Origin of the sequence: Streptomyces sp. AM6-12 (assembly GCF_044327085.1) — a bacterium.
In the GTDB taxonomy this organism is placed as follows: domain Bacteria; phylum Actinomycetota; class Actinomycetes; order Streptomycetales; family Streptomycetaceae; genus Streptomyces.
In genome coordinates this window covers 5,128,146-5,146,634 of record NZ_JBIQWN010000001.1, presented here as the reverse complement: position 1 = coordinate 5,146,634, position 18,489 = coordinate 5,128,146, and the positions used below count along the sequence as shown (strand labels likewise).

General features: G+C 74.8%; 18 protein-coding genes. 11 read left to right on the top strand and 7 right to left on the bottom strand.

Annotation, left to right across the window (positions count from 1 at the left end; all coding sequences use genetic code 11):
• Positions 1-9: 9 nt before the first annotated feature.
• The 3 genes from ACE4Q9_RS23315 to ACE4Q9_RS23305 form a co-directional block, all read right to left on the bottom strand.
• Positions 10-1,146 (bottom strand): DUF6545 domain-containing protein, encoded by a 1,137-nt coding sequence (locus ACE4Q9_RS23315; RefSeq protein ID WP_397986170.1) that lies wholly within the window; start codon positions 1,144-1,146, stop codon positions 10-12.
• Positions 1,143-1,691: a toxin gene (locus ACE4Q9_RS23310; RefSeq protein WP_397987307.1), complete on the bottom strand. Its 549-nt coding sequence runs from the start codon at positions 1,689-1,691 to the stop codon at positions 1,143-1,145. The genes ACE4Q9_RS23315 and ACE4Q9_RS23310 overlap by 4 nt, the downstream gene beginning before the upstream one ends.
• 204 nt (positions 1,692-1,895) lie before the next feature.
• Positions 1,896-2,567 (bottom strand): phosphotransferase, encoded by a 672-nt coding sequence (locus ACE4Q9_RS23305; protein WP_397986169.1) that lies wholly within the window; start codon positions 2,565-2,567, stop codon positions 1,896-1,898.
• A 341-nt stretch (positions 2,568-2,908) separates the two neighbouring features.
• On the opposite strand from ACE4Q9_RS23305, the gene ACE4Q9_RS23300 reads away from it, so the two are divergent.
• The 7 genes from ACE4Q9_RS23300 (at position 2,909) to ACE4Q9_RS23270 (ending at position 10,174) form a co-directional block, all read left to right on the top strand.
• Positions 2,909-4,120: a prenyltransferase/squalene oxidase repeat-containing protein gene (locus tag ACE4Q9_RS23300; protein WP_397986168.1), complete on the top strand. Its 1,212-nt coding sequence runs from the start codon at positions 2,909-2,911 to the stop codon at positions 4,118-4,120.
• Positions 4,117-4,758 (top strand): SCO2322 family protein, encoded by a 642-nt coding sequence (locus tag ACE4Q9_RS23295; protein WP_397986167.1) that lies wholly within the window; start codon positions 4,117-4,119, stop codon positions 4,756-4,758. The genes ACE4Q9_RS23300 and ACE4Q9_RS23295 overlap by 4 nt, the downstream gene beginning before the upstream one ends.
• A 257-nt stretch (positions 4,759-5,015) precedes the next feature.
• Positions 5,016-6,029: a CbiQ family ECF transporter T component gene (locus tag ACE4Q9_RS23290; RefSeq protein ID WP_397987306.1), complete on the top strand. Its 1,014-nt coding sequence runs from the start codon at positions 5,016-5,018 to the stop codon at positions 6,027-6,029.
• Positions 6,026-7,741 carry an ABC transporter ATP-binding protein gene (locus ACE4Q9_RS23285; protein ID WP_397986166.1) on the top strand — a complete coding sequence of 572 codons (1,716 nt, stop codon included), beginning with the start codon at positions 6,026-6,028 and terminating at the stop codon, positions 7,739-7,741. The genes ACE4Q9_RS23290 and ACE4Q9_RS23285 overlap by 4 nt, the downstream gene beginning before the upstream one ends.
• Complete coding sequence (locus tag ACE4Q9_RS23280; protein ID WP_397986165.1) at positions 7,738-8,598, top strand: ECF transporter S component; 861 nt, start codon at positions 7,738-7,740, stop codon at positions 8,596-8,598. The genes ACE4Q9_RS23285 and ACE4Q9_RS23280 overlap by 4 nt, the downstream gene beginning before the upstream one ends.
• 293 nt (positions 8,599-8,891) lie before the next feature.
• Positions 8,892-9,308 (top strand): transglycosylase SLT domain-containing protein, encoded by a 417-nt coding sequence (locus ACE4Q9_RS23275; RefSeq protein WP_397986164.1) that lies wholly within the window; start codon positions 8,892-8,894, stop codon positions 9,306-9,308.
• 143 nt (positions 9,309-9,451) lie between these two features.
• Positions 9,452-10,174, top strand: coding sequence for a YoaK family protein (locus ACE4Q9_RS23270; protein ID WP_397986163.1), 723 nt, complete (start codon positions 9,452-9,454; stop codon positions 10,172-10,174).
• Positions 10,175-10,196: 22 nt separating this feature from the next.
• On the opposite strand, the gene ACE4Q9_RS23265 is transcribed toward ACE4Q9_RS23270, so the two are convergent.
• Positions 10,197-12,224 (bottom strand): bifunctional glycosyltransferase 87/phosphatase PAP2 family protein, encoded by a 2,028-nt coding sequence (locus tag ACE4Q9_RS23265; RefSeq protein ID WP_397986162.1) that lies wholly within the window; start codon positions 12,222-12,224, stop codon positions 10,197-10,199.
• 439 nt (positions 12,225-12,663) lie between these two features.
• Between ACE4Q9_RS23265 and proP the strand changes: the two genes are divergently transcribed.
• The 3 genes from proP (at position 12,664) to ACE4Q9_RS23250 (ending at position 15,993) form a co-directional block, all read left to right on the top strand.
• Positions 12,664-14,013, top strand: coding sequence for a glycine betaine/L-proline transporter ProP (gene proP, locus ACE4Q9_RS23260; RefSeq protein WP_397987305.1), 1,350 nt, complete (start codon positions 12,664-12,666; stop codon positions 14,011-14,013).
• 86 nt (positions 14,014-14,099) lie between these two features.
• A complete protein-coding gene (locus ACE4Q9_RS23255) occupies positions 14,100-15,206 on the top strand; it encodes a DUF2330 domain-containing protein (RefSeq protein ID WP_397987304.1) in 1,107 nt (368 codons plus the stop codon).
• Between the two features lie 115 nt (positions 15,207-15,321).
• Positions 15,322-15,993: an O-methyltransferase gene (locus ACE4Q9_RS23250; protein ID WP_397986161.1), complete on the top strand. Its 672-nt coding sequence runs from the start codon at positions 15,322-15,324 to the stop codon at positions 15,991-15,993.
• Positions 15,994-16,002: 9 nt separating this feature from the next.
• Here the strand turns inward: ACE4Q9_RS23250 and ACE4Q9_RS23245 are convergent, their stop codons facing one another.
• Positions 16,003-16,395 (bottom strand): hypothetical protein, encoded by a 393-nt coding sequence (locus ACE4Q9_RS23245; RefSeq protein WP_397986160.1) that lies wholly within the window; start codon positions 16,393-16,395, stop codon positions 16,003-16,005.
• Between the two features lie 103 nt (positions 16,396-16,498).
• On the opposite strand from ACE4Q9_RS23245, the gene ACE4Q9_RS23240 reads away from it, so the two are divergent.
• Positions 16,499-16,909: a DUF1992 domain-containing protein gene (locus tag ACE4Q9_RS23240; protein WP_397986159.1), complete on the top strand. Its 411-nt coding sequence runs from the start codon at positions 16,499-16,501 to the stop codon at positions 16,907-16,909.
• 22 nt (positions 16,910-16,931) lie between these two features.
• Here ACE4Q9_RS23240 and ACE4Q9_RS23235 read toward each other — a convergent pair whose 3' ends face one another.
• On the bottom strand, positions 16,932-17,798 hold the full coding sequence (locus tag ACE4Q9_RS23235) for a hypothetical protein (RefSeq protein ID WP_397986158.1): 867 nt from the start codon (positions 17,796-17,798) through the stop codon (positions 16,932-16,934).
• Positions 17,799-17,834: 36 nt separating this feature from the next.
• Positions 17,835-18,425 carry a hypothetical protein gene (locus ACE4Q9_RS23230; RefSeq protein ID WP_397986157.1) on the bottom strand — a complete coding sequence of 197 codons (591 nt, stop codon included), beginning with the start codon at positions 18,423-18,425 and terminating at the stop codon, positions 17,835-17,837.
• Between the last annotated feature and the right edge of the window lie 64 nt (positions 18,426-18,489).

Sequence of the window (18,489 nt, the reverse complement as noted above, 5' to 3'; positions counted from 1 at the left end):
ACGGCCCCTTCAGCAGACGGCCAGGGCGCGGTCGCCGGTGCCCTCGGCGAGGGCGTCGGAGATGCGCAGCAGCGCCGGGAGGTCGGGCCGGCCGGTGAGCGGTACGACCGCGTCGTCCCGTTCCTCGTGCAGCGCCCGGACGGCGGCGGCGATGGCCGCGGCCCACGCGGCGGCCTCCGCCTGCTGCGGGTCCGCGCCGCCCCGCGACCGGTCGGCGTACGTCTGCCGGAACAGCCCCGCGTCGAGGTGGCCCCCCAGATGGTGCAGCCCGTTGTAGATGGAGCTCTGCCGCCAGGTCAGCCAGCGGGTCGCGGAGGGCCACAGCGGGCGCGGCGCGCGCAGGCTCTCGCGGGTCAGCAGCCCGGTCAGCGCCCGCTCCAGCGGGCCGAGCCGCGCGTACGCCCGCCAGCAGCGCGCCCGCAGGGCCAGGAAGGGGGCGAACAGCGGGATGACGATGCCGACGACGGTGACCGCGGCCCCGAGTCCGGCACAGGCCGCCGGGAGCGTCGTACCGAGCGCGGACCAGTCCCGGCCGCACCAGCGGGCGGCGACGGCGAGGAGTTTGGCCACGCTGTAGCCGCCGCCGACGAGATTGCCGACGCCCATCAGCACCAGGCCCGCGCGCAGCGAGCCGCGCAACCGCCGGGCCCAGGACAGGGACCGGCACGCGGTGACGAAGACGGCGGTCAGGTGCGCGCCGAGGTACAGGACGATCATCTCGGCGATGTACGGCGTGGTGGCGTAGTACGTGTCGAAGTCCGTACGGCGTTCCACGCTCGCGTCGCCGAGCAGGAACAGGGCGGCGATGCCCGCGAGTACGGCGGAGTAGCCGAGGGTCCAGCGGCGGATCGCGCGGCCGGTGCCGGGGCCACCGCGCCAGCGCAGGACGAGCGCGAGGGAGGCGGCGCCGTACGCGGTGACGGTGCCGTACGTCAGCGGGGCGGCCAGGTTGGGCACGCCGCTGGTGCCGTTGACGAACCCGACCGTGCCGGGGGCGCCGAGCAGGAAGCACAGCGAGGCCAGGGCCAGCACACCGCTGAGGGTGAGCAGGAACGGGTCCCGCCAGCGGCGGGCCAGATCGGGGGCCTTGGCCAGCAGGCCGAGCCAGAGCAGCCCGCAGCTGGCGTAGTTGATCAGGTCGCTCACCTTCGGGCACCGCGGTAGTTGAGGGCCGCGCCGATGCGTCCGGCGAGGTCGTCGTGGCCGGAGGTGTGTGCTGCGTACACGGAGTCGGGGGACGCTTTCAGCCAGGGCCGCAGCCGGTCCCCGATCAGCATGCCGAACAGGTCCGCGCGCTGCTCCGCGGCCTCCAGGAAGCGGGTGCGGGCGGCGGTCGCCACCGCCTCGCCGGCGCCGGCGGGCGCGGGGACGCCCCCGGTGTGCGCGGCGCGGTGGGCGGGGTCGTCGTCGGCCATGTGCCACAGCTCGTGGCCCAGGATCACGAGCTTCATCCAGGGCGGGGCGTCGGCCTCGATGACGATGTCGTCGCGGCCGCCGCGCTCGATCCACAGCCCGGTCGCGGCGGTCTGCGGCGGGAAGTTCGCCTGGTGGACGACGATGGGGCGACCGCGCCAGCGGATCGCGGACTCCACCAGGGCGTCCAGCAGATCGCCGGGGTCGGCGGGGATCGGCACGCGCAGGGGGTCGATCAGCTCGTTGGCGAACCGGCGCATCTTCCTGGTTGTCCGCACCATTCCCCCGGAGGCTGCGAGCGGTCACGTCTGAGCGCAATATGCCAACTCCGCGCCGCTCGGGCCAGCTTCACCCGCACGGCCCGGTCGGCACAAATGCGATGTACCTCGCCAACGGGACACCGCCCACCCCGCCCCCTGGCCGAAACCGCCACTGCGTGCCCCCGCGTGCCACCGGCACTTTCAGCCAACCCGCAGGTGCCCTCAGGCCAGTTGAGCCACGCTCCGCACCAACTCCCCGGCCTCGACCAGCGATTCCGTCTCCCGCGCGCTCATCGTCGGGTTCCCGGCCCGGCGCCGCAGCGCCTCGGCGAGCCCCTCCCCGGTGAGCGGGGAGGGGTCGGCGAGCAGGGCGGCGAGCAGCGCGCGGGCCGGTCCGGCGAGGCCGGTGGGGCCGACGGCGACCTGGGCGAGGATCACCGCGGACATGCCCCAGTCCAGGTCCGGGCGGCCGTCCTCGGCGTTGGACCAGTCGATGACGCGGGGCCCGTCCGGAGTGAGCATCACGTTGTCGGGGTGCAGGTCCAGGTGCAGCACCCGCGCGCCGGGGTCCGCCGCGTCCCGGCCGGGCAGGGCGTGCAGCCGCCGCAGCAGCCCGGCGAGCAGCGCGCCCGCCTCGGCCGCGCCCACCCGGCCGTCGACGAGGGCGGCGAGCAGGGTCGGGCCGGACAGCCGCTCCAGGACCAGATCGGCGCGCGAGCCGGCGGGGCGGACGCGGGGCGCCGGATAGCCGTGCCGTCGTACGTACGTCATCACGGCCGCCTCGGCCGCCGCGTCCCCGAAGCCCTCGCGGTCACGGCGCAGCACCCAAGCGGCGTCGATCGCGTAGACGTCGGCCGTGCGGCCCGAGCCGAGGAGCTTTCCCGGTGTTGTCATGGCCGTGACCCTAATCACCGTCACGGTGTGCTCACGGGCCCTCCCCGGCGCCGGTGGGGCTGCCGGTAAAGTGGCGGGGTCGTCATCACACCCGTACGGGGGGAAGCCGGTGCAATTCCGGCGCTGACCCTTCCCACTTCTCGACTTCGCTCGAAGCGGGGAGACCCCGATCCGTGAACCGGCCCCAGGCCGGTGAGCCGGAATGCCCCGCAGCGGACGTGACCGGCTCGTGTGCGTCGGCCGCTCGCCGCGCACGGCACCGTCGAGGTACACGGAGCCGAGCCGCCCGGGGCCCTCCCGTGCGCTGCCCGGCTCCCCGCAGGGAGAGGCACCCGCCGATCATGAACGTCCGCCGCACCGCCGCGGCTCTCGCCGCCATAGGCGTGCTGGCAGCCGCCGCACCCGCCGTGGCCGCCGGCCCGTCCCCTTCCCCCAAGGCATCGGTCCCCGCCGGTCTCTACGGCACGTCGGACCCCACCTACGACGGTGTGTGGCGCCAGTCGCTCACCCTCGTCGCCCAGCGCACCCTCGGCTACCGGCCGGCCACCGCCGCCGTCGACTGGCTCACCGGCCAGCAGTGCGCGAACGGCTCCTTCGCCGCGTTCCGCGCCGCCCCCGCCAGGGCGTGCGACGCCAAGACCGTGGTGGACACCAACAGCACGGCCGCCGCGGTGCAGGCGCTGCACGCGACCGGCGGCCACGACGCCGCCGTCACCAAGGCCGTCGACTGGCTGAAGTCCGTGCAGAACAAGGACGGCGGCTGGGGCTACAACCCCGGCAGCCCCAGCGACGCCAACTCCACCTCCGTCGTCGTCGGCGCGCTGACCGCGACCGGCGCCGACCCGGCGGCCGTGCGGAAGTCCGGCAAGTCCCCGTACGACGCGCTGGCTTCCTGGTCCATCCCCTGCGACCAGGACGGCGGCGGTGCGCTGGCCTACCAGCCGGACAAGAAGGGCAAGCTGGCCGCCAACGCCGACGCCACCGCGGCCGGGGTGACCGCCGCGCTCGGCAAGGGCTTCGTCGCCGAGACCGGCAGGGCCCCCGCCGCGGACGGCTGCGCCAAGGGCGGCCACCCGACCCCGGCCCGGGTCGCCGACAACGGCGGCGCGTACCTCGCCTCCGCGGTCGCCAAGACCGGCCACCTCATGTCCGTGCTGCCCGGCGCCACCGACCAGCCGGACTACGGCAACACCGCGGACACCGTCGTCGCCCTCGCCGCGGACGGGCGCACCGCGGCGGCGAAGAAGGCGTACGCCTACCTGGAGAAGCACGCCGGCCCCTGGGCGGCGCAGACCGGGCCGGCAGCGTACGCCCAGCTCATCCTGGCCGCGCACGCGGTCGGCGCCCAGCCCGGCGACTTCGGCGGCACCAGCCTCGTGACCGCCCTCAACGCCCTCGGCCCGGCCCCGGCGATGAAGGATGCGGCCGAGAAGCCGGCCAAGGCGTCCGACGGCACCTCGCACGCCGGGGTCTGGTGGAGCGTCGGCATCTGCCTCGTCGCGGGCATCGGCATCGGGTTCCTGCTCAGCACCCGCAAGAAGCGGCAGCCGTGAGGGCCGTCCGCCGTGCCGTGCCGGTGCTGCTGGCCGCGTTCGCCCTGCTGCTCGGCGCGGGCGCGGGACAGGCGGCGGCCACGGGGTACCGCTACTGGTCGTTCTGGGAACGCTCCGGCGACCACTGGACGTACGCCACCCAGGGCCCCTCGCTCGCCCGGCCCGAGGACGGCGCCGTGGAGGGGTTCCGCTTCTCCGTGAGCGCGGACTCGGGCGACGCGAGCAAGCCGCGCGGTACGGCGGACTTCGGCACCATCTGTGCGGGGACGGCGGCGAAGCCGGGCACGAAGCGGGTGGCGCTGGTCATCGACTTCGGCGTCCCGGCGGACGCGCCGGCGGGCGAGACCCCGCCGGCCCGCCGCACCGCGTGCGCACGGGTCGCGCCCTCGGCCTCCGCGGCTCAGGCCCTGGCCGCGGCGGCGAAGCCGCTGCGGTACGACACGAACGCCTTGCTGTGCGCGATCGCCGGGTATCCCCGGAAGGGGTGCGGTGAGCAGGTCGGCTCCGCAGGCTCGGCCGCCTCCGAGAAGCCCTCCCCTTCGTCCAGTGGCCCGTCGCTGGGCCTGCCGATCGGTGCCGGTGTCGTCGTCCTCCTGGCGGGGGCGGCGGTGTGGCAGTTCCGCCGGCGCCGCGTATGACTCCGTGGGAGGGGCCGGTGGGGGCGGATCGCGTGGTTTCTGGTGGGCGGGAGGGTGTCCGGGGCGGGGGCCGTCCTGCCCCGTCCGCCGTACCCGGCCGCGGGCCGTCCGCGGCTGGTCGCGCAGTTCCCCGCGCCCCTCACGGGGCTTCCCTCGCCGCGCCCACCCGGCAAGCGCCGGTCAGCGACCCGGCCCCCGGACAGCAGCGGCGCCGGAGCACCGTGCATCCCGGTGCCTGGTGGCTCTGGGCGATAGCGATGGGGACGGCGGCGACCCGTACCACCAATCCCCTCCTCCTCGCCCTGCTCATCGCCGCGTCGGCGTACGTCGTGGCGACGCACCGCTCCCCCGCCCCCTGGGCCCGCTCCTACTCCGCGTTCGCCAAGCTCGCGTTCGCCGTGCTGCTCATCCGCCTGGCCTTCGCGGTGGCCCTCGGCTCCCCGATCCCCGGCACCCATGTGCTGCTCACCCTCCCGGAGATACCCCTCCCGCACTGGGCGCAGGGCATCCGGCTCGGCGGCGAGGTCACCGCGGAGGCGCTGGTCTTCGCGGCGTACGACGGGCTGAAGCTGGCCACCCTGCTGATCTGCGTCGGCGCCGCGAACGCCCTCGCCAGCCCGTCCCGCCTGCTGAAGTCCCTGCCCGGCGCCCTGTACGAGACCGGCGTCGCCGTCGTCGTCGCCCTCACCTTCGCGCCGCACCTGATCGCCGACGTCCAGCGGCTGCGCGCCGCCCGCCGGCTGCGCGGCCGCCCGGACCGGGGCGTGCGGGGCCTGCTCCAGGTCGGACTCCCGGTCCTGGAGGGCGCGTTGGAACGCTCCGTCGCCCTCGCCGCCGCCATGGAGGCCCGCGGGTACGGCCGCACCGCCGACGTCCCCGCACGGGTGCGCCGTACGACCGCCGCCCTCACCCTCGGCGGTCTGCTCGGCGTCTGCGCGGGCACGTACGGGCTGCTCACCGCCGAGGGCGGCGGCTACGGCGCCCCGCTGCTGCTCGCCGGGATCGTCGCCGCCCTCGCCGGGCTGCGCCTGGGCGGCCGCCGCTCGCTGCGCACCCGGTACCGTCCCGACCCCTGGGGCGCCCGCGCCTGGCTGGTCACCGGTTCCGGCGTCGCCGTGGCCGCGCTGCTGACCCTCGCCTCGGCCCGCGCTCCCGAGGCCCTGCACCCCGGCGTGGTCCCGCTGACCGCCCCCGCCCTGCCCCTGTGGCCGGCCGCCTCGGTCCTCCTCGCCCTGCTGCCCGCCTTCGTCGTCCCGAGGGAGCACTCGTGATCCGCTTCGAGCAGGTCGGCGTCACGTACGACGGTGCCGCCGAGCCCACCGTGCGCGACGTCGACTTCGAGGTGCCGGAGGGCGAACTGGTGCTGCTCGTCGGCCCGTCCGGGGTCGGCAAGTCCACCGTGCTCGGCGCGGTCAGCGGACTCGTCCCGCACTTCACCGGCGGCACCCTGAGCGGCCGGGTGACCGTGGCCGGCCGGGACACCCGCACCCACAAGCCCCGTGAACTCGCCGATGTCGTCGGCACGGTGGGCCAGGACCCGCTCGCGCACTTCGTCACCGACACCGTCGAGGACGAACTCGCCTACGGCATGGAGTCGTTGGGCCTCGCTCCCGAGGTGATGCGCCGCCGCGTCGAGGAGACCCTCGACCTGCTGGGCCTCGCCGGGCTGCGGGACCGGCCCATCGCGACCCTCTCCGGCGGTCAGCGCCAGCGCGTCGCCATCGGCTCGGTGCTCACCCCGCACCCCCAGGTCCTCGTCCTCGACGAACCGACCTCCGCGCTGGACCCCGCCGCGGCGGAGGAGGTCCTCGCGGTCCTCCAGCGCCTCGTGCACGACCTCGGCACGACCGTCCTCATGGCCGAGCACCGCCTGGAACGCGTCATCCACTACGCCGACCGCGTCGTCCTCCTCCCCACCCCCGGCGCACCCCCCGTCACCGGCACCCCCGCGGACATCATGTCCATCTCCCCGGTCCACCCCCCGGTCGTCGCCCTGGGCCGCCTGGCCGGCTGGTCCCCGCTGCCCCTGACCGTGCGCGACGCCCGCCGCAAGGCCGGCGACCTGCGGGAACGCCTCGCCCTCACCGCGGGCAATGGTGCAGCTGGAGCGACGGGGAGGGTGGGCGCAACGGCCCCCCGCGAGCACGGGCAAACCACCCCACCCCCGGCCACCAGCACCACCGGCCGCCTCTTCCGACGCCGTACCAAGACCACCACCGAAACCCACGCCGGCCCCGCCGCCACCGCCCACGGCCTCACCGTCCGCCGCGCCACCCGCACCGCCCTCCGCGACATCGACATCACCGTCACCCCCGGCGAGACCATCGCCCTGATGGGCCGCAACGGCGCCGGCAAATCCACCCTCCTCAACACCTTCGTCGGCCTCCTCGAACCCACCGCCGGCACGGTGACCGTCGGCGGCCGTACCCCCCACCGCACCCCGCCCCGCGACCTGATCCGCCACGTCGGTCTGGTCCCCCAAGAACCGCGGGACCTCCTCTACGCCGACACCGTGGCGGCGGAGTGCACCGCCGCCGACCAGGACGCCGGCGCCTCCCCCGGCACCTGCCGCACCCTCCTGGACCGGCTCCTGCCGGGCATCGCCGACGACACCCACCCCCGCGACCTCTCCGAGGGCCAGTGCCTCGCCCTCGCGCTGGCCGTGGTCCTGGCCGCCCGCCCGCCCCTGCTCCTCCTGGACGAGCCGACCCGCGGCCTGGACTACGCCGCGAAGGCCCGCCTGGTCACCGCGCTGCGCGAACTCGCCGCCGAGGGGCACGCGCTCGTCCTGGCCACGCACGACGTGGAGCTGGCCGCGGAGATCGCCCACCGGGTGGTGCTGCTGGCCGAGGGCGAGGTGATCGCGGACGGCCCGACGGCGGAGACCGTCGTGTCCTCCCCCTCCTTCGCCCCGCAGGTGACCAAGATCCTCGCCCCCCAGCGATGGCTGACCGTCTCCCAGGTCCGGGAGGCCCTGGGATGACCCAGCCCCCGCCGGCACCGGCCACCGCCCCCGCGCCCGTCGCCCCCCGCGTCCGCGCCGTCCGCCTCGGCCCCCGCTCCGTCGCCGCGCTCGCCCTCGTCACCGCCGTCGGCGTGGCCGCCTTCGGCTGGCCCTTCCTCGCGCCGCCCGCCTCCCAGCTCAGCGCCCACGCCGAGGACGCCCCCTGGCTGTTCGCGGGTCTGCTGATCCTGCTCGTCGCGGTGGTCGCGGCCACCATCTCGGAGTCGGACCTCGGCCCGAAGGCGGTGGCGATGCTGGGCGTGCTCGCCGCCACCGGTGCCGCGCTGCGCCCGATCGGCGCGGGCACCGCCGGGATCGAGCCGATGTTCTTCCTGCTGGTGCTCAGCGGCCGGGTCCTCGGCCCCGGCTTCGGCTTCGCGCTGGGCTCGGTGACGATGTTCGCCTCCGCGCTGCTGACCGGCGGTGTCGGCCCCTGGCTGCCGTTCCAGATGCTGTCGATGGGCTGGTTCGCGATGGGCGCGGGCCTGCTGCCGGGCCCGGTGCGGCTGCGCGGCCGGGCCGAACTGCTGCTCCTGGCCGGGTATGGCTTCCTCGCCTCCCTCGCGTACGGCACGGTGATGAACCTGGCCGGCTGGCCCTTCATGGGCGCCACCGCCTCGGGCATCTCCTTCCATCCGGGCGCCTCGGTCGCCGCCAACCTGGCCCGCTTCGTCGCCTACTGCCTGGCCACCTCCCTGGGCTGGGACCTGGGCCGGGCCCTGTGCACGGTGGTGCTGACCTGCGCGCTCGGCCCGGCGGTGCTGCGCGCGCTGCGCCGGGCCACCCGGCGGGCCGCGTTCGAGACGCCGGTCACCTTCGACGGTCCCGGTGCGTGAGGGGCCGTACCCACGCGGTGAGCGGGCCGGTGAAGCAGCCCACATGACGCAGCTCACCTACGAAGCAGGACCGTAGCGGCATTTGTCCGTTACGTTCCGCTCCACACCCTCTCTGACCTGCGGGTTGAGAGCTGCGCCACAGAATGCTCATTCCCCCTCCATCCGGCCACAACTAGTAAAAGGGGTGATTGCGGACGGATTTCCGGGCTGCTTATCTGGTCGGCGTCGCCAGGCACCACGAGCCCCCCGAGGCTCACGCCGGCTCTCCCCGTCCCCGACGCAAGAGGTGCTCCGTGTCCGTCTCCGTCATCCGTCGCATCGCTTCCCCGAAGAAGGCCCTCACCGTCGCCGCCGTGGCCGCCGCCACCGCCGGCATGGCGCTGTCCGCGGCGCCCGCCCAGGCCGCCGCCCCGGCCTCGGCCTCCTCGGCGCAGGCGATCGCGCACAAGATGATCCCGGACGCCGCGCAGTTCAACGCGTTCAGCCAGATCGTCCAGCGCGAGAGCGGCTGGAACCCGACCGCCACCAACGCCTCCTCCGGCGCCTACGGCCTGGTCCAGGCGCTGCCGGGTTCGAAGATGGCGTCCGCGGGTGCCGACTGGAAGACCAACCCGGCCACCCAGATCAAGTGGGGCCTGGACTACATGAACTCCCGCTACGGCAGCCCCGCCAAGGCCTGGGCCTTCTGGCAGGCCAACCACTGGTACTGAGCCGGCCCGCGCCGCAGCCAGGACACCGGAAAGCACCCCCGCCGCCCCGCTCGGCGAGGGTGCTTTCCGCATGTCCGGGCATCGCCGGCCGGCCCGTGGTGAAGTGGTCCCCGGCCCTGTCCGCCCGGCGAACCGGAGGAACCGTGACGACACCACCGACACCCCCGGCGCCGCCCGCCCCCGGACCCGCGGCGTCCCCCGCTCCGGACCCGGAGGCGCGCGGGCTGCGGCTGGTGCTCGTGCTGATCGCGCTGACCGTGGTGAGCGGTCTGATCGACGCCGTCAGCTACCTCGGCCTCGGCCGGGTCTTCACCGCGAACATGACCGGCAACGTGGTGGTGCTGGGCTTCGCGGCGGCCGGGGCGGCCGGGTTCTCGGTGCCGCGCACGGCGACCTCGCTGTGCTGCTTCCTGATCGGCGCGGTGGTGGGCGGCCGGGTGGCGGCCCGCTACGGAGGCGGGTCCCGGCGCCGCTGGGCGCGGCTGACGCTCGCGGCCGAGGCGGTCCTGGTGGGGCTGTCGGCGGCGGTCGCCATCGTCTGGCCGGGCCGCACCGGCACGGTCTACGCCCTCATCGCGCTGACCGCCTTCGCGATGGGCGTGCGCAACGCGACGGTCCGCAAGCTCGGGGTCCCCGACCTGACGACCACGGTGCTGACGATGACCCTGACCGGCCTGGCCGCCGACTCCCGCCTCGGCGACGGCACCGGGCACCGCTCCCCGCGCCGTACCGCCTCGGTGGCCGCGATGCTCGGCGGCGCGTTCCTCGGCGCGTGGCTGGTGCTCCACCACGGCCTGGGCCTCCCGCTGCTGATCGCGGCCGTCGGCTCGGCGGCGCTCGCGGTGTCCGCCTCCGGCGAGGAGTGACGGCGCTCGGCCGACGCGCCCGCTATTTCACCGGCACCGGTTCCATCAGCCCGGCCTCGGCGCGGGCCGCGCTCCTCGCCGCCCGCGGCCCCTGGACCACGTACGACAGGGCGAAGCCCGCGGTGACCACCACGGCGCCGCCGGCCGCGTCGAGCACCCAGTGGTTGGCGGTGGCGAGGATGGCGCAGACGGTGAAGAAGGGGTGGAGCAGGCCGAGTGCCTTCATCCACCACTTGGGAGCGAGGACGGCGATGACCACGCCGCACCACAGGGACCAGCCGAAGTGCAGGGACGGCATCGCCGCGTACTGGTTGGTGAGGGCCGTCATCGCGCCGTAGTCCGGGTGGGCGAGGTCCTGCGCGCCGTGCACGGTGTCGATGAAGCCGAGGCCCGGCATCAGGCGCGGCGGGGCCAGCGGGAACAGCCAGAAGCCGATCAGGGCGAGGAAGGTGGCGAAACCGAGGGAGGTGCGGGCCCAGCGGTAGTCGACGGGGCGGCGCCAGTACAGCACCGCGAGGACCGTGAGCGGCAGCACGAAGTGGAAGGACTCGTAGTAGAAGTCGAAGAAGTCCCGCAGCCAGCCGATCCCGGCGACCGTGTGGTTGAGCCAGTGCTCGATGTCTATGTGCAGGAACCGCTCGATGTGCACCACGATCCGCCCGTGGTGTTCGGCGATCGCCCGCCCCCGGTCGTCCCCGCTCGCGCCCGCGGCCAGCCGGACCTGCGCGTACGCGGCGTACACGACCCGGATCAGCAGCAGCTCCAGCAGCAGGTTGGGGCGGGTGAGGACCCGGCGCAGGAAGGGCAGCAGCGGGATGTGCCGGAAGCGGGCGGGAACCGCGGGGGCGTACTCGGTGGGGACGGGCTCCCGGTAGTACGGCGAGGTCCGGGACAGGAACGGTACGGCGACGGCGGCGGCCAGCGCCGCGACCAGCACCAGGTCGTCGCGCAGGGCGTACAGCGCCGGGGTGTTCGGCAGCATCATCTTCGCCGGCAGGGTCGTCACCAGCACCACCGCGACCGGCCACACGGTGCGGTCCGAGGCCCGGCGGCCGACCCGGCCGACCACCGCGAGCAGCAGCCACAGCAGCTGGTGCTGCCAGGTGGTGGGCGAGACGGCCACCGCGGCGCAGCCGGTGATCGCCACGGCGAGCAGCAGCTGCCCGTCGTGCGCGTAGCGGACCGCGCGGCGCAGCGCGAGTACGGAGACGGCCGCGCCGAGCAGCAGGAAGAGGGTGATCTCCAGCGGGCCGCTGAGGCCGAGGCGGAGCAGGGCGCCGTGCAGGGACTGGTTGCCGAGGGCGTCGGCCTTGCCGCCGAGGCCCACGCCGGCCGGGTGGCGCAGCCAGTAGGTGGCCGAGTCGTGCGGCAACGCGGCCCAGGCGAGCGCGGTCAGCCCGGCGAAGGTGCCGGCGCCGGTGAGGGCGGCCCGGCGGCGGCCGGTGCACCACAGCAGCGGCACGAACAGGAGCACGGTGGGCTGGAGGGCGGCGGCGAGGCCCAGGCACAGCCCGCTCGCCCGCTGCCCCCGGACGGTGAAGCAGCCGAGCAGCACCAGCAGGACCGGGATGATGCTGGTCTGGCCGAGCCAGAGCGCGTTGCGCACCGGCAGCGACAGCATGAGCAGGCTGATCGCGACCGGCGTGGCCAGCAGGGAGGTGCGCCGGCTCACCGGCTGGGGCAGCGCACGGGCGGCGACCACGCCGAGCGCGACCACCAGCAGCAGGCTGGCGAAGGTCCAGCTCCAGCCGAGGGCGGCCTCCGCGGCGCGGGTGAGCGGCTTGAGCACGAGCCCGGCGAGGGGGGTGCCGGTGAACTGCGTGGAGTCGTAGAGGGAGCCCTTGACGTGCAGGACGCCGTTCGGGCCGACCCAGGTCTCCAGGTCTGTCAGGCGTTTGCCGCTCGGGGTGGTGAGGACGGCGGTCAGCTGCCGGACGGCGAGGAGGGCGGCCACCGCCCACAGCGCGAACCGTGCGGCGCGCAGCCGCCCCCCGGCATCCGCCGGACCGAAGCCGTCCCCAGGTCCCGCGCCGTGTTCCACGTTCGCCACGCCTCGTCGGCCTCCCGCCCCGTTTCCGTCCCGGCTGTGCGTCGTTCACGCCGGGTCATCCCTACGCAACCCTACGAGGCTCGCAGACCCCCCGGAAGCGGAAAGAGGCAACCCCTGGTTCACCTGACACCCGCTCCCCTTTTGTCCCGATGACGACAGCACGCGGGCCCCCGTTGCGCCGCGGGAGCGCGAGAAGGATCACAACGGGGGCGCGGGCCGACGGGTCGCGAGCGGACGGAGTTGCCTGTTGACACGCCCTTTAGCTGCCCTATGCACGCATCCGCGTACGCCCCGTAAGGCCGCAATCAGCGCCTATGGTCGATTTTCGGCCCTTCGCACGTCCGGTGTTCACGCCGATGCCGCCCGGGGCCGCGTCTCTGTCCCCGTCGAAAGGCAGGCGAGCCCCGTTTTGGCGACCGTCACAGCCGTCACCCCCCAGATGAAGGCCCGCGGGGCCGCGCCCTCGGCCGCCCGCGACGTCACCGTCACCGATCCCGCGCTCGTCAAGCGCGCCGTGAAGGCGGCCGCGCTCGGCAACGCGATGGAATGGTTCGACTTCGGTGTCTACAGCTACATCGCGGTCACCCTCGGCAAGGTCTTCTTCCCGTCCGGCAACCCGACGGCCCAGCTGCTGTCGACGTTCGGCGCCTTCGCGGCGGCGTTCCTGGTGCGCCCGCTCGGCGGCATGGTCTTCGGCCCGCTGGGCGACCGGGTGGGCCGGCAGAAGGTCCTCGCGGTCACCATGATCATGATGGCGGCGGGCACCTTCGCGATCGGTCTGATCCCGTCGTACGCCTCGATCGGCGTGGGCGCGCCGCTGCTGCTGCTCGCCGCGCGGCTGGTGCAGGGCTTCTCCACCGGCGGCGAGTACGCCGGTGCCTCGACCTTCATCGCGGAGTACGCCCCCGACAAGAAGCGCGGCTTCTTCGGCAGCTGGCTGGAGTTCGGCACGCTCGCGGGCTACATCGGCGGCGCGGGTCTGGTGACGCTGATGACGGCGCTGCTGTCCTCGGCCGACCTGCTCTCCTGGGGCTGGCGCGTCCCGTTCCTGATCGCCGGTCCGATGGGTCTCATCGGCCTGTACCTGCGGATGCGCCTGGAGGAGACCCCGGCGTTCGCGGCGGAGGTCGAGAAGGCGGAGGCGTCCCGGCCGAAGGTGCCGCTGCGGGAGATGGTGGCGGGCCAGTGGAAGGCGCTGCTGCTGTGCATGGGCCTGGTGCTGGTCTTCAACGTCACCGACTACATGCTGCTGTCGTACATGCCGAGCTACCTCACCAGTGAACTGAAGTACGACGAGACGCACGGCCTGCTCGTGGTGCTCGGCGTGATGGCGCTGATGATGATCGTCCAGCCGTTCGCCGGGGCGCTGACCGACCGGGTCGGGCGCCGGCCGGTGATCGCGGCGGGGTGTGCGGGCTTCCTGTTCCTGTCCGTCCCCGCGCTGCTGCTGATCCGCCAGGGCAGCCTGCTCGCGGTGGCGCTGGGCATGGGCGCGCTGGGTCTGCTGCTGGTCTGCTTCACGGCGGCCATGCCGGCGGCGCTGCCCGCGCTGTTCCCGACGCGGGTGCGGTACGGGTCGCTGTCCATCGGGTTCAACGTGTCCGTGTCGCTGTTCGGCGGGACGACGCCGCTGGTGGTGACGGCCCTGATCGGGGCGACGGGGAACATGATGATGCCCGCGTACTACATGATGGCCGCGGCGGTCGTCGGCGGGTTCGCGGTGTGGCGGATGTCGGAGTCGGCGGGCCGCCCGCTGCCGGGTTCCGCGCCGGCGGTGGAGAGCCGGTAAGCGCGGCAGGGAGTTCGCCGCAAGGGTGCGGGGTTCGCCGTAGGGGGCGCGGCGTCCCCCTCCGGAACCGGAACCCCACGCGCGGGATCCGGGCCGCACGAACACTCTCGGTCGTACTCACTCTCCTCGGCATCCAGCTCACCTGGCTGATCTCCCCCGCCTGGGCTTGCGGCTGCGGTGCCATGGTCGTCGGTCCCGCCCAGCAGCTCGCCGTGTCGGACGAGCAGTCCGTCCTGCGCTGGGACGGCCGCCAGGAGCAGATCGTGATGCGCCTGACCGTCACCGGCGACGCCCGCGACGCCGCCTGGATCATGCCCGTCCCGCACCGCGCCACCGTCCGCCTCGCCGACCCCGCCGTCTTCGGCCAGCTGGCGCGGGCCATCGCCCCGGTGCACCGCACCCGGCACCACTTCTGGCCGCGCGACGGCGAATGGCCCTTCGACGAGCACACGGACGGCGCCGCGGCCGCCCCGGCCCCCGCGCAGCCTGCCGTGGGCGTCGTCGGCCGCCAGCGCCTCGGCCCCTTCGACGTGGCGCGGCTGACCGCCACCGACCCGGCCGCTCTGGCCACCTGGCTGCGTGCGAACGGCTTCCCGCTCCCCGCCCGGCTGAAGACGGCCCTGGCGCCGTACGTGGCCGAACACTGGGAGTACGTCGCCGTCCGCCTCGCCCCCGACACCGCGGGCACGGCCCTGCGCGGCGCCCTGGACCCGCTGCATCTCACCTTCGCCGCCGACCGCGCCGTCTACCCGATGCGCCTGTCCCGGCTGGCAACCACCCCCCAGTCGCTCGGCCTCTACGTCCTCGCCGCGCACCGCATGGAACCGGCCACCGCGATCGGCGGACCGCCCCCGCGCACGGTCTACGCCGGCCGCCTCACCGCCCCCGGCGGTGCCCTCGGCACCCTCGCCCGCGGCACGCCGTACCTGACCGCGCTCACCCAGCGGTTCCCACGGCCCGCCCGCATCTCCGGCGACCACGAACTGCGCCGGGCCGCCACCGACACCCCCGTCCAGCAGGTGAGCTACGACGACGAGCTGGACCGCGTCGCCGGCGTCCCCGCCTGGCTGCTCACGGCCGGCGTCCTCGCCGTGCTCCTCGCGGCCGCGGCCGGCGCCGTCATGGCCGTACGGCACGCACGTCGTCCCGTGCCTCCCCCGCCGCCCGTCTCCCCTCCGCCGCCCCCGGCCTGATCCCTGCCCGGACTCCTGGCCGATCCTCTCCCCGTCCTCGCGCGGCAACTGAGATGATCGGATGACGGCAGCGGGCCGGCGGCCTCGGCAGGCACTCGGGAAAGGCAGCAGGCACATGAGCGGGCAGCAGCTCTGGGACGACGTCGACGACTACTTCATCAGCAACCTCTCGCCCGACGACGAGGCGCTGCGGGCGGCCCTGCGGGAGAACGACGCCGCCGGGCTGCCGCCCATCGGGGTCACCGCGGCCCAGGGCAAGCTGCTCCAGCTGCTCGCCCAGGTGCAGGGCGCGCGCACCGTCCTGGAGATCGGCACGCTCGGCGGCTACAGCACCATCTGGCTGGCCCGCGCGCTGCCCGAGGACGGCAGGCTGGTCACCCTGGAGTACAGCGCCCGGCACGCCGAGGTGGCCACCCGCAACATCGCGCGCGCCGGCCTGGACCGGATCGCCGAGGTGCGGGTGGGCCCGGCCCTGGAGTCGCTGCCGAAACTGGCCGACGAGAACCCGGCCCCCTTCGACCTGGTCTTCATCGACGCGGACAAGGCCAACAACCCGCACTACGTGCAGTGGGCGCTGCGCCTGACGCGTACGGGCAGCCTGATCATCCTGGACAACGTGGTGCGTGAGGGCCGCGTCGCCGACCCGGACACCACCGACCCGGAGATCATCGGCACCCGTACGGCCATCGAGCTGATCTCCTCCCACCCGAGGCTCAGCGGCACGGCCATCCAGACGGTCGGCAGCAAGGGCTACGACGGCTTCGCGCTCGCCCGCGTGGTGGGCTGACCCCGGCGCTCAGACCTCGTGGTAGAAGCCGACGTTCACGCTGCGCGGCCCGCCGCGGTCCTGGACGACGATCTCGCCGGAGCCCCCGCGCGGCAGCGGCACGGTGGCGCCGGGGTTCAGGGGCCAAGCGCTTCCCCCGGCCGTCAGCCGCACCTCGGACGCCGGTTCGGGCTGGGAGCCGCGCAGCCAGGTCAGCTCCCAGGTGCCGTCGGCTCCGCAGCGGAACTCCAGGTGCGCGCGGGAGACGAACAGCCAGTCCTCGGGGGTGACCAGCCGGCACCCGGCGGCGTCCCGGCCGACCCGCAGCACCGCGCCGGGCGCGCTCGGCGCCTGGGCCGTCGTCATGCCGGCCGTGGCCCCCGCGTCGGCCGCGGAGACGGCGACCATGGTGAGTTCGAGCACCTGCGTTCCCCCCTGAAACCTCGTTGCGCGACGGGCGGTTGCCCTGCGCGCCGCCGCCGCATGATAAGACGCCCGGCCGGGCCCCGTCCGGCACAATGAGGTCATGACCGAGCGAAAGCCACCCGGCGTCCCGTTCGAGTCCTGGGTCGACAAGCAGATCCAGGACGCACAGGCGCGCGGCGAGTTCGAGCGGCTGCCGGGCGTGGGCGAGCCGCTGCCCGCGGAGGTCGAGTCCGGCTACGACGAACTGTGGTGGGTCAAGCGGAAGATGGCGCGCGAGGGCCTCGCGGTGCTGCCGCCCGCGCTGGCCCTGCGCAAGGAGGCCGAGGACGCGCTGACGGCGGCGTACGCGGCGCCCTCGGAACGGATGGCCCGGAAGATCATCGAGGACGTCAACGTCAAGATCCGCGACATGATGTTCAAGCCGCCGCCGGGCCCCCCACTGGGCAAGAAGCCGTACGACGTGGAGGACGTCGTCCGCGAATGGCGGCGGCTCAGACGACCCGGCCCCTGACCCGACGGCCGGGGCCGGGGCCCTAGCCGTGCAGCAGGCGTTCCGCCAGGTCGCGGTAGTCGCGCAGCGCCAGCCGCAGTTGTTCGGTGTCGGTCTCGTTCGCCGTGCCCCGGTCCGCGCTGTCTTCCCAGGACATGCGCAGGCTGCGGCGGCGCCGGGTCACGGCCTCGCCGAACCGTGCGGCGATCTCCTCCAGCGCCCGGTCGGCCTCCTCCACGGCCGTCCTGGGCCGGTCCACGAACCCGGCCGCGACCTGCCGCATCCGCTCCTCCCAGCGCTCGGTCTCCTCGCGCGGCAGCAGCGGGGCGGCGGCTCCCGGCCCCGAGTCCCCGCCCGCGGACCGCGCATCCGTCCCGGCTCCCGTCCCGGTGCCCGTCGACATCGGCCAGGCGTCCGGCGCACTGCCCTCGGTGGTGGCCGCCTCGCGTGCGCTGACGTCTCCGGGCGAGGGCGCGCCGAGCCCGTCGTCCGGCATCCGCGCCATGTCCGGGGCGGGCGCGGACGTCCCCAGGTCGCTCTCCCCGCGCGCCGTCATGGACCGGTCACGCCCGGCCGCGTCCGGGTCACGCCCGGCCGTGCCCGAGCCGAGTCCGGTCGAACCTGGTTCCCGCCCGGCCGCACCCGGCTCGCGCCCGGCCATACCCGGTTCCCGCCCGGTCGGCGTTCCCGTCTCACGCCCGGCCGGCATCCCCGGCCCACGCCCCGGCTCGCGGCCGAGCGCGCCCGGATCGCGGCCCGGCGTGCCCATTCCCTCGGTACCGGGCCGCAGCCCCTCCGTGCCGTGTTCCTCCCGCTGCTCGGCCTCCGGTACCCACTCATCGTCCGGCGGCCGGGCGTAGCGGCTGGTGGGGTACCGCTCGTCACCGGGGCCGTTTCCCCTGTCCGGCATGGTGTTCGTCCCTTCTTCGCTCATGGGCTGCTTCGGTCAGGCCGCGCGGTGGCGGCCGGACGCCGATGCGCCGCTTACGGCGCCGGTCAGGTCGTCGAACAGCTCGTGCGCCCTGACCAGGGCGGCGCGCATCTCCTCGGTCCCGGCGCCCGGCGCGGCACCGGCCCCGGCCCGTGCCATCCGGTGGACCCGGCGGTAGCCGTCGATGTGCTCGGCGTGGTGCACGGACAGCGCGGCCAGCTGCTCCTCGTACCGTCCGCCGTCGGGGTAGCCGCGTACGTGGGCGACCTCCCCGAGCAGCCGGTCGGCCTCGGCCACCGCCTGCCGCGGGGACTCCACGAAGTGTTCCTGGACGCTCGTCCAGCGGGCCGCGTACCGCTCCCGCTCCTCCGGGGCGAGGGGCCGCTCGCGCAGGTCGCCGTGGCGTTCGAGGCGCTCGTTCAGCTCGCGTTCCGCGGCCCGCGTGTCCCCGTCGTGGGCGGCCACGGTCCGGTCGTACTCGGGGCCGAACCGCCGCTTCAGACCGGGTCCGGCGCCGCTGCGACGGCCGATCAGCATCGTGACCAGCGCGGCGACGACCACGAGCGCCACGATCACGACCAACAAGATGATCAAGCCAGTGGACATGGTTGCCTTCCGCTCGGATCGCGGACCGGCCCGGCCGACCGGTCCCCTTACCGGGTCTCCCGGA

Excerpts from the sequence above, each read along its gene's own strand:
- ACE4Q9_RS23305 (WP_397986169.1), bottom strand. The coding sequence starts at position 2,567 with ATGACAACACCGGGAAAGCTCCTCGGCTCGGGCCGCACGGCCGACGTC.
- ACE4Q9_RS23300 (WP_397986168.1), top strand. The coding sequence starts at position 2,909 with ATGAACGTCCGCCGCACCGCCGCGGCTCTCGCCGCCATAGGCGTGCTG.
- ACE4Q9_RS23290 (WP_397987306.1), top strand. The coding sequence starts at position 5,016 with ATGGGGACGGCGGCGACCCGTACCACCAATCCCCTCCTCCTCGCCCTG.
- ACE4Q9_RS23280 (WP_397986165.1), top strand. The coding sequence starts at position 7,738 with ATGACCCAGCCCCCGCCGGCACCGGCCACCGCCCCCGCGCCCGTCGCC.
- proP (WP_397987305.1), top strand. The coding sequence starts at position 12,664 with ATGAAGGCCCGCGGGGCCGCGCCCTCGGCCGCCCGCGACGTCACCGTC.
- ACE4Q9_RS23250 (WP_397986161.1), top strand. The coding sequence starts at position 15,322 with ATGAGCGGGCAGCAGCTCTGGGACGACGTCGACGACTACTTCATCAGC.
- ACE4Q9_RS23240 (WP_397986159.1), top strand. The coding sequence starts at position 16,499 with ATGACCGAGCGAAAGCCACCCGGCGTCCCGTTCGAGTCCTGGGTCGAC.
- ACE4Q9_RS23235 (WP_397986158.1), bottom strand. The coding sequence starts at position 17,798 with ATGCCGGACAGGGGAAACGGCCCCGGTGACGAGCGGTACCCCACCAGC.
- ACE4Q9_RS23230 (WP_397986157.1), bottom strand. The coding sequence starts at position 18,425 with ATGTCCACTGGCTTGATCATCTTGTTGGTCGTGATCGTGGCGCTCGTG.